This window comes from Mesorhizobium sp. M1307 (assembly GCF_040318155.1).
GTDB lineage: Bacteria > Pseudomonadota > Alphaproteobacteria > Rhizobiales > Rhizobiaceae > Mesorhizobium.
The window spans coordinates 49,441-63,857 of the sequence record NZ_JAMYLR010000004.1 but is presented as its reverse complement, the minus strand read 5'-3'; the positions used below and the strand labels follow the sequence as shown (position 1 = coordinate 63,857).

At 63.1% G+C, this 14,417-nt stretch carries 12 protein-coding genes; 5 read left to right on the top strand and 7 right to left on the bottom strand.

The window, feature by feature from the left end; genetic code table 11:
• Positions 1-114: 114 nt before the first annotated feature.
• The 3 genes from NKH16_RS07525 to NKH16_RS07515 form a co-directional block, all read right to left on the bottom strand.
• Complete coding sequence (locus NKH16_RS07525; RefSeq protein ID WP_352898879.1) at positions 115-3,594, bottom strand: indolepyruvate ferredoxin oxidoreductase family protein; 3,480 nt, start codon at positions 3,592-3,594, stop codon at positions 115-117.
• A gap of 225 nt (positions 3,595-3,819) precedes the next feature.
• Entirely contained in the window at positions 3,820-4,350 is a 531-nt protein-coding gene (locus NKH16_RS07520) for a hypothetical protein (protein WP_352452209.1), read from the bottom strand.
• The gene (locus tag NKH16_RS07515; protein ID WP_352454730.1) at positions 4,343-4,951 is read right to left on the bottom strand and encodes a CGNR zinc finger domain-containing protein; all 609 of its coding nucleotides are present in this window, start codon (positions 4,949-4,951) and stop codon (positions 4,343-4,345) included. Before NKH16_RS07515 ends, NKH16_RS07520 begins: the two co-directional genes overlap by 8 nt.
• A gap of 137 nt (positions 4,952-5,088) precedes the next feature.
• Between NKH16_RS07515 and NKH16_RS07510 the strand changes: the two genes are divergently transcribed.
• From NKH16_RS07510 to NKH16_RS07495, 4 genes are all read left to right on the top strand, one after another.
• Entirely contained in the window at positions 5,089-5,994 is a 906-nt protein-coding gene (locus tag NKH16_RS07510) for a branched-chain amino acid ABC transporter permease (protein ID WP_023676253.1), read from the top strand.
• Between the two features lie 204 nt (positions 5,995-6,198).
• The gene (locus tag NKH16_RS07505) at positions 6,199-6,783 is read left to right on the top strand and encodes a TRAP transporter small permease subunit (RefSeq protein WP_352452211.1); all 585 of its coding nucleotides are present in this window, start codon (positions 6,199-6,201) and stop codon (positions 6,781-6,783) included.
• On the top strand, positions 6,783-8,561 hold the full coding sequence (locus NKH16_RS07500; protein ID WP_352454837.1) for a TRAP transporter large permease: 1,779 nt from the start codon (positions 6,783-6,785) through the stop codon (positions 8,559-8,561). The genes NKH16_RS07505 and NKH16_RS07500 overlap by 1 nt, the downstream gene beginning before the upstream one ends.
• A 16-nt stretch (positions 8,562-8,577) precedes the next feature.
• Complete coding sequence (locus NKH16_RS07495) at positions 8,578-9,600, top strand: zinc-dependent alcohol dehydrogenase family protein (RefSeq protein ID WP_352452212.1); 1,023 nt, start codon at positions 8,578-8,580, stop codon at positions 9,598-9,600.
• 65 nt (positions 9,601-9,665) lie between these two features.
• On the opposite strand, the gene NKH16_RS07490 is transcribed toward NKH16_RS07495, so the two are convergent.
• Positions 9,666-10,775, bottom strand: a complete 1,110-nt coding sequence (locus NKH16_RS07490; RefSeq protein WP_352540376.1) for a TRAP transporter substrate-binding protein — start codon at positions 10,773-10,775, stop codon at positions 9,666-9,668.
• 284 nt (positions 10,776-11,059) lie between these two features.
• On the opposite strand from NKH16_RS07490, the gene NKH16_RS07485 reads away from it, so the two are divergent.
• Positions 11,060-11,833: a gamma-glutamyl-gamma-aminobutyrate hydrolase family protein gene (locus tag NKH16_RS07485; RefSeq protein WP_352745834.1), complete on the top strand. Its 774-nt coding sequence runs from the start codon at positions 11,060-11,062 to the stop codon at positions 11,831-11,833.
• A gap of 14 nt (positions 11,834-11,847) precedes the next feature.
• Here NKH16_RS07485 and NKH16_RS07480 read toward each other — a convergent pair whose 3' ends face one another.
• The 3 genes from NKH16_RS07480 to NKH16_RS07470 all read right to left on the bottom strand — a co-directional run bounded on the left by NKH16_RS07480 (position 11,848) and on the right by NKH16_RS07470 (position 14,397).
• Positions 11,848-12,243, bottom strand: coding sequence for a hypothetical protein (locus NKH16_RS07480; RefSeq protein WP_352898875.1), 396 nt, complete (start codon positions 12,241-12,243; stop codon positions 11,848-11,850).
• A gap of 154 nt (positions 12,244-12,397) precedes the next feature.
• On the bottom strand, positions 12,398-13,378 hold the full coding sequence (locus tag NKH16_RS07475; protein WP_352745829.1) for a 2-hydroxyacid dehydrogenase: 981 nt from the start codon (positions 13,376-13,378) through the stop codon (positions 12,398-12,400).
• Positions 13,375-14,397, bottom strand: a complete 1,023-nt coding sequence (locus tag NKH16_RS07470) for a LacI family DNA-binding transcriptional regulator (protein ID WP_023676245.1) — start codon at positions 14,395-14,397, stop codon at positions 13,375-13,377. The genes NKH16_RS07475 and NKH16_RS07470 overlap by 4 nt, the downstream gene beginning before the upstream one ends.
• Positions 14,398-14,417: the final 20 nt, after the last annotated feature.

Genomic DNA, 14,417 nt, shown 5'->3' with positions numbered 1-14,417 from the left:
TTGGCCTTAAGAAAGGTTTAGAGCAGCGGTTCGGGCTCTATTGGCATTCATTGGTGACGCAGCGGAAGCAGGGAAACTACAGTTCAGGTAAACAAGGCGTATCACGGCGCTGAATTATTCGGCGGCTTGAAGTTGCGGCCGCAGCGGCGCCGTCGAGAGGCGGTCGAGCAGACGCTGGCGTTCGCCGGCGGCTTTTTCGGCACTGGCCTGCTTGACGTGGCCAAAGCCGCGGATGAGCGCCGGTACCGAAACAAGCGCGGCAGCAACCTCGATCTTGCCCGGCGCCAGCGCGCCGGCGACAAGCTCCAGGTCGGCTTCATAGAGGGCAAGAAACTGCCGCTCCATACGCCTCTCGGCGCTGTAGCCGAACAGGTCGAAAGCGGTGCCGCGCAGGCCCTTCATCGCCGCCAGCAGGCGGAACCCGTTCATCATCCACGGGCCAAAGCTCGATTTCTTCGGCTTCCCGTCACTGCCGCGCCTGCCCATGATCGGCGGTGCGAGATGGAATTCAAGCTTGCCGTAGCTCTGGAACTGCTTTGCGAGCTCTGCGGCAAAGGAGCCGTCCGTATAAAGCCGCGCCACCTCGTATTCGTCCTTGATCGCCATCAGCTTGAACAGGTTCTTTGCGGCAGCCTCGGTCACCACGGTCGACCCGGGCACAGCATTGGTTTCGGCCTTGCGCAGCGCCGCCAGTCTGTCGGCATAGCGCTTGCCATAGGCGGCGTTCTGGTAGGCGGTCAGGAAGGCGACGCGGCGAGCAATGATATCGTCCAGCGTCTCGGCAATGGCGGCATGCTGCGTGGCCTTGCCCGGCTGGGCGAGAAGGCTGCGGACGAAATCCGGCTGGTGGGCGGCGCGGCGGCCCCAGCGAAATGCCGCGACATTCATCGCTACCGCCTCGCCGTTGAGCTCGATCGCCTTCTCGACCGCCTCCGCCGACAGCGGCAAGCCGCCATGCTGGAAGGCGAATCCGAGCATGAACATGTTGGCACCAAGCGAGCTGCCGAACAGCGCAGTGGCGGTGCGGGTAGCGTCGAAGAAATGCGTCCTGTCGTCGCCCGCGGCCGTTCTTATCGCTTTCTTCAGCCGCTCGACGGGCAGCGAGAAATCGGCCGAACGGGCGAACTCGCCCGGCATGATCTCGGCAGTGTTGGCGAGGAAGATGGTATGGCCTTCGCACACCGCGGCCAACACCTTCTTGGCACCCGAAACGACGAGATCGCAGCCGAGCACGAGATCGGCCTTGCCGGCCGATACCCGAATGGCGTGGATGTCGTCCGGCGTGCGGGCGATGCGGACATGGGTGAACACCGAGCCGCCCTTCTGGGCGAGGCCGGCCATGTCGATCATGCCGCAGCCCTTGCCTTCCAGGTGCGCGGCCATGCCGAGCACCGCGCCTATTGTGACGACGCCGGTGCCGCCGACACCGTCGATGATCGCCGCCCAGCCTTGTTCACCGAGCGTAAATTGCGCCGGCGCCGGCACCCCCGCGAGCGGGTCGGCCGCGCCGGCTATGCCTTCGGCTTTCCTGATTTTGGCGCCATGAACGGTGACGAAGGAGGGGCAGAAGCCGTTGGCGCAAGAGAAGTCCTTGTTGCAACTCGACTGGTCGATCTTGCGCTTGCGGCCGAATTCGGTCTCGACCGGCTGGATCGAGACGCAATTCGACTGCACGCCGCAATCGCCGCAGCCTTCGCAGACCAGTTCGTTGATGAAGATACGCTTGTCCGGATCGGGGAACGTGCCGCGCTTGCGGCGGCGACGCTTCTCGGCGGCGCAGGTCTGGTCGTAGAGCAGCACCGAGACGCCTTTGACCGAACGCAACTCGCGCTGGACGAGATCGAGGTCGTCGCGGTGATGGATGGTGGCGCCGGCGGGAAATTCCACCTTGCCGGTATATTTGTCCGGCTCGTCAGTGACGATGGCGATGCGCTCCACGCCCTCGGCGCGCACCTGTCTTGCGATCATGTCCACCGTCAGGCCGCCCTCGTGCGGCTGCCCGCCGGTCATCGCGACGGCGTCATTGTAGAGGATCTTGTAGGTGATGTTGGCGTCGGTCGACAGCGCGAAGCGGATCGCCAGCACACCCGAGTGGTTGTAAGTGCCATCGCCCAGATTCTGGAAGATGTGCTCGCGCTTCGAGAACGGCGCCTGGCCGACCCACTGCGCGCCCTCGCCGCCCATGGCGGTGAAGCCGACGGTGTTGCGGTCCATCCACAGCGCCATGAAATGACAGCCGATTCCGGCGGCGGCGAGCGAGCCGTCCGGCACCTTGGTCGAGGAATTGTGTGGGCAGCCGGAGCAGAAGAAGGGCGTGCGCGAGGCGATGTCTGACGTGTCGGCCAGCATCGCCTGGAACTGGCGCAACTTCGCCACCCGCGCGGCGATTTCTTCCGACGGGCCGATCGTTCGCAAAATCCTCTCGCCGAGCGCGATGGCAATATCGTTGGGGTCGAGCGCGCCCTTGGCCGGGAACAGCCAGTCGCCGCGCTCGTCCTTCTTGCCGACGATGACCGGCTGCGTCGCGGTGCCGTAAAGGTTCTCGCGCAGTTGCACCTCGATCAGCGAGCGTTTCTCCTCGACGACGACGATGGTATCGAGGCCGCGAGCAAAGTCGGCGATGTGTTGCAGGTCGAGCGGCCACGGGCAACCGACCTTGAACAGCCTGATACCGATACGACTGGCGGCCGCTTCGTCGACGCCGATATCCTCCAGCGCCTGGCGAACATCGAGATAACTCTTGCCGATGGTGACGATGCCAAGCCTGGCGCTGGTGCCGCCCGAATAGACGATCCGATTCAGCCCATTGGCGTGGATGAACGCTGAAGCGGCGGCGCGCTTGTATTCATGCAACCGCTCCTCCTGGCCGAGCATGTCGATCTCGTTACGGATGTTGAGGCCGCCGGGCGGCATGTCGAAGTCCGGGATGACGATATCTAGCCGGTCGAGCGCGGCATCGACAGAGGCTGTCGATTCGATGTTGTCCTTGACGCATTTGATCGCCGCCCAGGTGCCGGCAAAACGCGACATGGCAAAGCCGTAGAGGCCGTAGTCGATGATCTCCTGGACGCCGGCCGGATTAAGGATCGGCACCATGGTGTCGACGAACAGGAACTCGGTGGCATGCGCGTTGGTCGAGGATTCGGCCATGTGGTCGTCACCCATCAGAGCCAGCACGCCGCCATGTTTTGACGACCCGGCGAGATTGGCGTGGCGGAACACGTCGCCGGAGCGGTCGACGCCCGGACCCTTGCCATACCAGACCGAAAAAACGCCGTCATGGGTACCCTCGCCCAGCAATTCGGCCTGCTGCGAGCCCCAGCAGGCGGTGGCGGCAAGCTCCTCGTTGAGACCGGGCTGGAAGACGATGTCCGACTGCGCGAGCTGGTTCCTGGCCTTCCACAGCTGCATGTCGAGGCCGCCGAGCGGCGAGCCGCGATAGCCGGAGACGAAACCGGCGGTGTTCAGGCCAGCCCGGCGGTCGCGCTCGCGCTGCATCAGAAGCATGCGGATGACTGCCTGGGCACCCGACAGGAAGATCCGCTCCTTTGCCAGGTCGAACTTGTCGTCGAGCGCGACATTGTGCAGCGTCATCAGGCATTTCCTGTGCGGAGGCCGCGCCTGGAGGTGCGCGGCCAACGTCGGAGTCGAGTGCCCACAGTCTTTCTTCCCTTGCCGGGGAGGTCAAACAAAATCGAAGGTGCCAGGCGGTCCGCAACAAACGATCCGTGCGCGGCCGTGTGGCGCCACGAAACGCCTGTCGGGGAGGATGGCCGAGCATGAAAAATTCCGGCGGCGCTCAGTGCCGCTGGTGATGCATCATGCAGCCTTTGGGCAACTGGGCTTCGGTTCACCGGGCAGCTTGCCGTCGACATGGCCGGCCAAGTCCTTGTTGAGCTCGTAGACTGGCCCGACCACCAGAGGCCGGTCGGGCAGGACCGACTGGTCGAGCGAGGACGTCAGAGTGGTCGCGAAACTCTGCAGCAACTTGCCGCTGGAATCCTCGATGCGGATCGACACCGCATAGGGCTTGTCCTTGACAACGCAGGTAAGCGGCGGGCTGGTAAGCGTCACATGCGGCAGCTTCGGCCATATTTTCTGGGTGACGATGATCGGATCACCACCGGCCGGGTTCTGGAAGGAGACCACAGCGACCTGCCCCTCACCCACCGGCCGCAGCGGATTGAGGGTGATGACATAGGTGGCGATACCCAGCCGGTAGTTGAACTCGAACAGCTTCCCGGAAATGGCGAACAGCTGGTCCTTGCCGGAATCACGGCAGGCGCCGAGCGCGGCCGCCGCGAACAACGCCGCGACGACAATCATCGCGCGTGAGAATCTTCTAGACATTGGTGACCTCCCTGGCCGCGGTCCGGCGGCGATAATGTCGGTTTGCCTTCTGGCGGTTGCCGCACACCGCCATGTCGCACCAGAGGCGGCTGGAATTGCGGCTTTTGTCGACAAACAGCCAGCTGCAGTTCGGACATATCCGCAGCCTGGCGATGGTGTCGCTACGCAGCAGCGACAACGCCGAGACCGCAAGCGCGGCCTCAAAGGCAATCGGCGTCGCCGGATCACCGAACGGTTTTCCAGGCGTGCCGATTTCGGTGCGGCTATGAGCGAGGCCATCGGCGCAGGCCTCCAAGAATTTCGGCATATCGCCGGTCGCGATCGCACCTTTCGATACCGCGCCGCGAAACAGCCGATCGGTCGTCTCCCGGATCGACAGCACCACCGGTGCGATCTTTTCAGGCGCCGGCGCTACGAGCCGCCTGCCGCCGAGCTCGGCGGCGCGAAAGGCACTCGCGGCTTCGGCAAAGCGGGCGATCTCGGCCGGATCGTCGAAACGGTCGAAAGTTTTCTTCGGATCGTTCCGCAAAACGACGGTGTTCGCCGTATCGAGCGCCAGCATGCCACCGGTAAAGCGGTGCGGAGTCCAGGATACCGTCATATGGCGAATCTAACTGATAACTCGCGTTTGACAAGTTAGATTCCGGGTGCAACGCTCACTGAGGCGATCGCCGTACTGAGAATATCGTTCGTCCCAAACCTCTGCCCCGATTGCGGGGCATGCATAGAGGGTCTTGCATGCTCTATTTCTTCCAGCAGGTTCTGAACGGGCTGCATTCGGGCGCGCTCTACGCATTGCTTGCCTTCGGCTACGTGCTGACCAACGGCATCCTGCACCGTACCAATCTTGCCTATGGCGCGCTGTTCGCCTTTTGCGGGCATACGATGATCCTCACCGCGGCGTTCGGCTATCAGGCGCTGTGGCTGACGCTGTTTGCGTCGGTCGCGCTCGGCGTAGCTGCGGCATTCCTTTATGCGGCGCTGCTCAGCCATGTCCTGTCCCGAAGTATCTTCGAACCGCTGGCCGACCGCTCGCCCAACGCCATCGTGGTGACGACGCTCGGCATATTGCTGGTCTTGTCGGAAGCCAGCCGCATCGCCGCCGATACCCATGACCTATGGTTGCCGCCAATGCTGGCCCAGACCATCGTCTTCGCGCAGAATGCCAGCTTCAAGGCGACGTTGACGCTGATCCAATTGCTCGATTGCGCCGCCGTACTGGCGGCCATAGCGCTGGCTGCCTGGGGCTTCGCATATTCGAGCTTCGGCCGGAGCTGGCGCGCCGTATCCGACGATCCCAAGGCGGCTGCGATGTGCGGCGTCGATGTCCGTGCGGTGTTTCGGCGTGCGGTGCTTTTCGGCGGCCTTTGCGCGGCACTGGCCGGCGTGCTCGCCGCCTTCTACTACGGCAACATCAGCTTCGGCACAGGGTTGGTCTACGGGTTGAAAATCCTGTTCGTGACCGCAGTGGGCGGCTATCTTTCGCCTTTGCGGGCGGCACTGGGCGCCGCCGCTTTCGGCATGGCCGAATCGCTATGGGCCGGCTATTTTCCGCTCGAATGGCGGGACGGCTGGATGTACCTGTTCCTCGTCGCCATGCTTGTGCTGATCGGCGCCGGCCGCGACCAACAGAAGATCGCCTGAGCCGCACCCGACTTTGCTTGGGTGAAAGCGCCGCATGTCCTTGGACATGCAAAGGACGCGGCAGCATTTTGCCGCCCGTCATCTCACAACTGTGTTTATGCGGGCTGTCCCGTGTTGACCCGCCGGACCACGCACTGCATACCGTTGGTCCACAGCGACGCGACGGACAGTGAACCGCCGCGCTCTGACACAAGGGAGGAATGCATGGCAGGGCTTCTCGCTCTTTCCAGAACCATTGACCGTTTGAACGAATTCATCGGCAAATGGGTTTCGTGGCTGATCCTGCTGGCGATCCTGGTAAGCGCCGCCAACGCCGTCATCCGCAAGGTGTTCGACATGTCCTCGAACGCCTGGCTGGAATTGCAATGGTATCTGTTCGGCGCCGCCTTCATGCTGGCCGCCGCCTACACGCTGAAGCAGAACGACCATATCCGCATCGATATCGTCTACGGCATGTTCTCGCGCCGCGTGCAGCACTGGATCGACCTTTTCGGTCACGTCTTCTTCCTGATGCCGTTCGTGACGTTGATGGTGGTCTATTTCGTTCCCTATGTGTCGCTGTCGTATCGCAGCGGGGAGATGTCGAACAATTCCGGCGGGCTGATCATCTGGCCGGCGAAGGCGATCCTGCTGGTCGGCTTTTTTCTGCTCGCGCTGCAGGGCATTTCCGAAATCATCAAGAAAATCGCCATCATGCGCGGTCAGATGGACGATCCCACTCCGTTCATATCGGCGCATGAGCAGGCCGAACTCGAAGCCAAGGCGCTCGCCGAAGAGGTGCGCTCGTGATCGAGTTCATCGCCCAGAACATGGCGCCGATCATGTTCGCCTCGCTGGTCGTCTTCCTGCTGATCGGCTACCCCGTCGCCTTCTCGCTCGCCGCCAACGGCCTGATGTTCTTCTTCATCGGCGTGCTTCTGTCGCCCTATTCGGGCGGCTCGATCAATCTCGCCTGGCCGTTGCTGCACGCGTTGCCGGATAATTTCTATGGCAGCCGGGTGATGTCGAACGATACGCTGCTGGCGATCCCGTTCTTCACCTTCATGGGCATCGTGCTCGAACGATCCGGCATGGCCGAAGACCTGCTCGATACGATCGGCCAGTTGTTCGGACCGGTCCGTGGTGGCCTCGCCTATGCCGTGATTTTCGTCGGCGCGCTGCTCGCCGCGACGACCGGCGTGGTGGCGGCCTCCGTCATTGCCATGGGTCTGATTTCGCTGCCGATCATGCTGCGCTACGGCTACGACCGGCGGCTGGCATCCGGCGTCATTGCCGCGTCCGGGACGCTCGCCCAGATCATCCCGCCGTCACTGGTGCTGATCGTCCTGGCCGACCAGCTCGGCCGCTCGGTCGGCGATATGTATAAGGGAGCGCTGATCCCCGGACTCATTTTGACCGGCATCTACATGCTCTACATCCTGCTGATGTCGATCTTCCGGCCGAAGTCGATGCCGGCCCTGCCGCTGGAGGCCCGCACGCTCGGCCACGGCGTGCTGTCGCTGCTGGCGGCGCTGCTGGCGGCGGTGGTGGTTTCCTATGCGGCGTATCGCTACCTTGCGCCGAACCATGGCGGCAACGCCGATATCCTCGGCGCCACCATGGGCGTCATCTTCATCTATGTCGTGGCGATCGTCGACCAGCGCCTGAAGATCAACCTGATGTCCAGACTGGCACAGCAGGTGATCATCGTGCTGATCCCGCCGCTGGCGCTGATCTTCCTGGTGCTAGGCACCATCTTCCTTGGCATCGCCACGCCGACGGAAGGCGGCGCCATGGGCGCCGTCGGCGCGCTGGCAATGGCGGCGATGAAGGGGCGGCTGTCGCTCGACGTGGTCAAGCAGGCGCTGGCCTCGACGACCAGGCTGTCGTCCTTCGTTCTGTTCATCCTGATCGGCGCGCGGGTGTTCTCGCTGACCTTCTACGGCGTCAATGGCCACATCTGGGTCGAGCACCTGTTGACGTCGCTGCCGGGCGGTGAAGTCGGTTTCCTGATTGGCGTCAACATCCTCGTCTTCGTGCTCGCCTTCTTCCTCGACTTTTTCGAGCTTGCCTTCATCATCGTGCCGCTTTTGGCGCCAGCGGCTGACAAACTCGGCATCGACCTGATCTGGTTTGGCGTGCTTTTGGGCGTCAACATGCAGACCTCCTTCATGCATCCGCCCTTCGGCTTCGCGCTGTTTTATCTGCGCTCGGTCGCCGCGCGCGTGCCCTATCTCGACCGACTCACCGGCAAGCAGATCGCGCCGGTCACCACAGGGCAGATCTATTGGGGCGCAGTGCCCTTCGTCTGCATCCAGGTGATCATGATCGGCCTGACCATCGCCTTCCCGCAGATGGTGATGCACTACAAAGGCACTGTCGTCGATCCTGGCACCATCAACTACCAGGTGCCGGAAACGCCTGGCATCGGCTTGTCGCCGCTTGGCACGCCGCCGGCCAACGGCGGCACTGCCCCGGCCTCACCTTCCACACCGGATTTGTCGCAGCCGCCGAGCTTCGACGAAAAGCCGCCCGCGAAACCGGCGGCGCCGGCAATCGATCTGTCGCAACCACCGAGTTTCAACTGAGGAGGGCCCGGCAGCCATGAAGGCGGTTCGGTTGGAGCGAGTGGGCAGCCTCGCCGTGTGCGAGGTCGAGAAACCGACCGCCGGGCCGAACGATCTGCTGGTGCGCATCGAGGCGTGCGGCGTCTGCGGCACCGACAGGCATCTTTTCCATGGTGAATTCCCGTGCACGCCGCCGGTGACGCTCGGGCATGAATTCTCCGGCATTGTCGAGGCGGTCGGACCTGCCGTATCCGGCTTTTCCGTCGGCGACCGCGTCACCGGCGATCCCAACATTGCCTGTGGCCGATGCGAGCATTGTCAGGCCGGCCGGGTCAATCTCTGCGGCAATCTACGCGCCATCGGTATCCATCGCGATGGCGGCTTTGCCGAATATCTTGTCCTGCCACAGAAACAGGCCTTCGTCTTGCCAGGCGATCTGAAGCCTACGCATGGTGCTTTCTGCGAGCCGCTCGGCTGCTGCCTGCATGGCGTGGACCTTGCCGCGATCAAACCAGGCTCGTCGGTCGCGGTGCTCGGCGGCGGCGTGATCGGCCTGCTCACCGTTCAACTGGCAAAGCTCGCCGGTGCGACGACCATTATCTTGTCGACCCGTCAGGCCTCGCGGCGGGCTCTTGCCGAGCAATTTGGCGCAACGGCGACGCTCGATCCCAGCGCCTTCGATGTCATCGATGCGATCGTCGGCCGGTCGGGTTTGATGCCGGGCGGCGTCGACGTGGTGTTCGAATGCGCCGGCGTGAAAGACACTGTTGAGCAGGCGATGCGGCTGGCCAAAGCGGGCGGCACCGTCGTCGTCGTCGGCGTGATGCCGCAAGGCATGAAAGTGGCGTTCGAACCGTTCGATCTGCTGTTCCGTGAGTTGAAGGTCCTGGGTTCCTTCCTCAACCCCTTTACCCATCGCCGGGCCGCCAATCTTATCGCCTCGGGGACGATCGAAGTAGATCGGCTGATATCACGACAAGTCAGCCTCGACGAGGCGGTGGCGATCATTGCCAACCCGCCGGCGCCAGGCGAGGTCAAGGTCGTGGTGGTGCCCGGCTGATCGCAAATGAATGCGCTACGGCGCCAGTGTTCCGGAAGGAACACTGGCGCCGCGAAGCAACAGGATCAGAGCTTGGCATTGCGCTGCTGGACCATCATGAAGGTGTCATAGTTGTACTCGGCCACCTGCGCCCAGAGATAATGCTCCTTGCGGAACGCCTTGATCGAATCCCAGATCTTCTTGAACGGCGCATTCGAGGCTTCCATCTCGGCATAGACTTCGTTGGCCTTTTCGAAACAGGCGGCCATGATCTCCTGGCTGAACGGGCTCAACTTGGCACCGCCGGCAACCAGCCGCTTAACCGCCGCCGGATTGAGATAGTCGTATTTCTGCAGCATGTTGGCGTCGGCCGCTTGAGCGGCAGTATGCACCAGCGACTTGTAAGCCGGCGAAAGTTCGTCGTATTTCGCCTTGTTGAACATCAGATGGACGGTCGGTCCACCTTCCCACCAGCCGGGATAGTAGTAATAGGGCGCAACCTTGTAGAAGCCGAGCTTCTCGTCGTCATAAGGGCCGACCCATTCGGCGGCATCGATCGTGCCTTTTTCCAGCGCCGGATAAATGTCGCCACCGGCGATCTGCTGAGGAACCACGCCGAGCCTTTGCACCACTTTGCCGGCAAAACCACCGATACGCATCTTGAGGCCGGAAAGGTCGGCGACCGTTTTGATCTCCTTGCGGAACCAGCCGCCCATCTGCACGCCGGTATTGCCGCCCGGCAGCCCAAACAGACCCTGCGTCGCCAGGAACTCGTTGAACAGATCGATGCCGCCGCCATGATAGTGCCAGGCGTTGATGCCGCGCGCGTTGAGCGAAAACGGAACCGCCGCTCCCAGCGCCCACGTCGGGTCCTTGCCCCAGTAATAGTATGCCACGGTATGGCAGGCCTCGACCGTGCCGGCTGTGGTGGCATCGGCGGCCTGCAGGCCGGGAACGAGTTCGCCGGAGGCGAAGACCTGGACCTGGAAGTTGCCGTCGGTCGCCTCCGACAGCATCTTGGAAAACACTTCGGCGCCGCCATAGATCGTATCGAGCGACTTCGGGAAGGACGACGCCAGTCGCCAGGTCACTTTCGGATTGGACTGGGCGATGGCCGGCGCAGCAAGTGTCGCGGCAGCGGCCGCAGCGCCGAAACCGGTGGTGCCGGCCTTGCGGATGAACGAACGACGATCCATGAAGTTCCTCCCTTTTGGATCCACTGACCGACATTCGGGACACTTCGGCGCCCGGATCGGCTTCGAGCCGACAATACACAGGCAAGGAGTCGAGTCCAGCACGGTAGCCCGGTTTGAGCGGCGCATTTCGGGGAAATTCACGGCGTTGGGCCAGATCTTGCAACTATAGTCTAAGGTCGATTAACTGGCCTACGCGACACGCCGAAACTTGCCATGGAAATGCGCCTTCGGATCGCCTATTTTGCAGGCAGATAATTCGTTGCACCCGATGGGATCCGGACCAAATGCACCAGCCGCTCGTCGCCGTATCGACCGATGTCCGCCAGTTCGACAATTACACCTGGCATGCCGCGCCACAGCAATATCTCGAAGCGGCGCTTTCGGGTGCAGGCGTGTTCCCGCTGCTGGTACCGTCCTTCGGCGACCGGCTCGACTTCGACGAACTGCTTTCCGCCGTCGACGGCGTCATGGTCACCGGCTCCAAATCGAACGTTCATCCCTCGCTCTATGGCGGTGACGCCAGCGAAGCCAATGGTCCTTACGACTCCGCCCGCGACGCGACGACGTTGCCGCTGATCCGCCGGGCGGTGGAGCGCGGGGTGCCATTGCTCGCCATCTGCCGCGGCATCCAGGAGATGAATGTGGCGCTGGGTGGCACGCTGGCCACCGAAATCCAGGAACGCGCCCGTTCGCTCGATCATCGTGCGCCGGCAAGCGACAATCAGGACGAACGCTTCGCCATCCGCCAGAGCGTGGCGATAAAACCCGGCAGCTGCCTGGCCGGGGTCTTCGGCGCCGGCGATATCATGGTCAATTCGGTGCATCGCCAGGCCATCGACCGGCTTGGCCCAAAGCTGCAGGTCGAAGCGGTCGCCGCCGACGGCACTGTCGAGGCGGTTTCGGTGCGCGATGCACGGGCTTTCGCCGTCGGCGTCCAGTGGCATCCCGAATACTGGGTCAAATCGGACAGTATCTCGGTAAAGATATTTCGCGCATTCGGCGATGCGGTGCGCCTGCATCAGGCGGCGAAATCGGGTGCGCGCGCAGCCGCGGAATAGTCCTGCCGCGCTCGCTAGTTGCCGGCCGACGCCAGCGTCAGCAGCGGCAGCGCCGGCGCGTAGGATTCGTAACCATCGCCGTCGGCGACTGAGAACATGACGATCGGATCGGTGCCGTTGGCGCTGAAGGTGACCGTGCCGTCATCCTGCTCTCGCCAGAACTTCGCCTGCTCGACGCCGGGCAACACCCGGCGGCAATTTGCTGCGACCGTCAACAGCGACAGGCCTTGCGAAATCTCGGCGCCCCGGCTGACCGCACAAGACCCCTCGTTGCCATGGGCTACCAGCCTGTAGTTGCCGGATGAAGGCGGTGACTCACTGGCCGCACGGCTTTCACCGCTACCGGCGTAAAACAGCTGGGCGCTGCCGAACAGCACAGCGACTGCCATCAATGCAGGAAGCGTCTTCATCCTGGTTCTCCGCGCATTTCAAGCGCGCCGGTTCGAAGAGATCAGGGAGGCGCGCTTCATCTTGCTGTCATGTCCTATCAGGCGGACATACACTGCGAAGGGACCAGAATGATTCCGAAGGGTTAAGCTGAAGTTAATAGATATGGCAGCCCGCTTACGGCCTTGCCTTGACATTTGCCGTCTCCGGCACCGGCGTCAGCGCCTTGCGCTGCGAAAACCACGAGACCAGATTTTCGACGCACAGGTCCGCCATGGCGCGGCGGGTGTGCTGCGAGGCCGAGCCGACATGTGGCAAAAGCGAGGTGTTGGGCGCGGCAAGCAACGCCGTTGGCACATTCGGCTCGTCGGCAAAGACGTCTAGCCCGGCAGCGGCGATGCTGCCGCTGGCAAGTGCGGCGGCAAGGGCTGGTTCGTCGACCGTGCTGCCCCGGCCGATGTTGACAAAGACGCCGTTCGGCCCAAGAGCCGAGAGGATTTCGGCATTGACGGCCTTTTCCGTCGAAGCCCCACCGGGCGCCACCGAGATCAGTGTGTCGACCGCCTCGGCGAGACCTTTCAGCGTCGGGTGATAGTCATAGGACAGGCCTTCGAGTCGGCGCCGGTTGTGATAGGCAATGGGCAGCCCAAAAGCGTCGAGCCGGCGGGCAATGGCGAGGCCGATGCGGCCCATGCCAAAGATACCGACATGGCGCCCGCGCAAGGTCAGCCGGCTCAGCGGATAGTTGCCGTTGCGCAGCCAGCTTCCGTCGCGTAGCCAGGCCTCGGCGCGCGGCAGTTCGCGGATGGTATTGATCAACAGGCCGAGCGCCGTATCGGCGACCTCTTCGGTCAGCACATCCGGTGTGTTGGTGACCATGATGCCGCGCTGTGCGGCGTGGCGGACATCGACCGAATCATAGCCGACGCCGAAATTGGCGATGATCTCGAGCTTTGGCAGCGCGTCCATCAACGCGGAGCTTATGCCGCCAAAGGCGGCGATGCCGCGCACCGTATGACGCATCTCGTCGGTGACCAGCGACGGATCGGCGCGTTCGATCCGGACGCGGCTGAACACCCCGTCGATGCGGCCGACCGCATGATCGTTGAACTGGCCCGGCACCAGAATGGCGACAGCTTGCTGTTTGGTTTTTGTCATGCACGTTCCACCGGTTTGCCGGTCGACTGGCGCACATGCAGTTCCGGCTTGATCAGTTCCTGCGACGGCCGCACCGTCTGTCCGTTGAGTTTGTCGAGCAGCGCGCTGGCGGCGCGGCGGCCAACCTCGCGCTGGCCGTTCCAGACGGTGGTTAGCGCAGGCGTCGCGATCGCCGCCTCCTCGAGGTCGTCATAGCCGGTAACGGAGATGTCGATGCCCGGCACCAGACCAGCGCGCGCGATGCCGTTCATCAGGCCGATGGCGACGAGGTCATTCCAGCAGCAGGCCGCGGTCGGCCTGTCCTTCAGCGCCAGGAACTGCCCGGCAGCCTCGAAGCCGGCCTGCTTGGTGCGCGGGCCGGCGATGCGCCAGGACGGCCTGACCTCAAGCCCTGCCGCCTCCATGGCGTTGACATATCCCTGATAGCGGTCGCGGCCGGTCGAGGTCTGGTCGGTACCGCCGATCATTGCGATGCGCTTGTGGCCAAGCGAGATCAGATGATTGGTAGCAAGCCCGGTGCCATAGGCATCGTCGCCGCGAAACACCGGCACGTCGGCACCTTCGACGGTGCGTGCAATCAGCACTGCCGGGAGACCGTTCTCCTCGGCCATGATTATGTCTTCGGGCGGCGTGCCGATGGCCGGTGACATGATGACGCCGTCGGCGCCGAGTTGCAGAAGCGTGTCGATGAAGGTGCGTTGTTTCTCGAGTTGGTCGTAGTGGTTCGACAGGATGAAGGTTTGCCGGCTGCGGTCGAGTTCGCTCTCGATCGAACGCAATATCTCGGCAAAGAACGGGTTCATGATGTCATGGACGACGACGCCGACAATGCCCGAACGCGAGGTGCGCAGGCTGGCGGCGCGGCGGTTGTAGATATAGCCGATGGCGCGGGCATGTTCCTTGATGCGATCGCGGGTGCCGCCGGCGACCAGCGGGCTGTCGCGCAAGGCCAGCGAGACCGTGGCCGTGGACACGCCGAGCGCATCCGCGATGGTGGAAAGCTTGATCTTCTGTGCCAGCGCCCTGCGCTCCCGAAGCA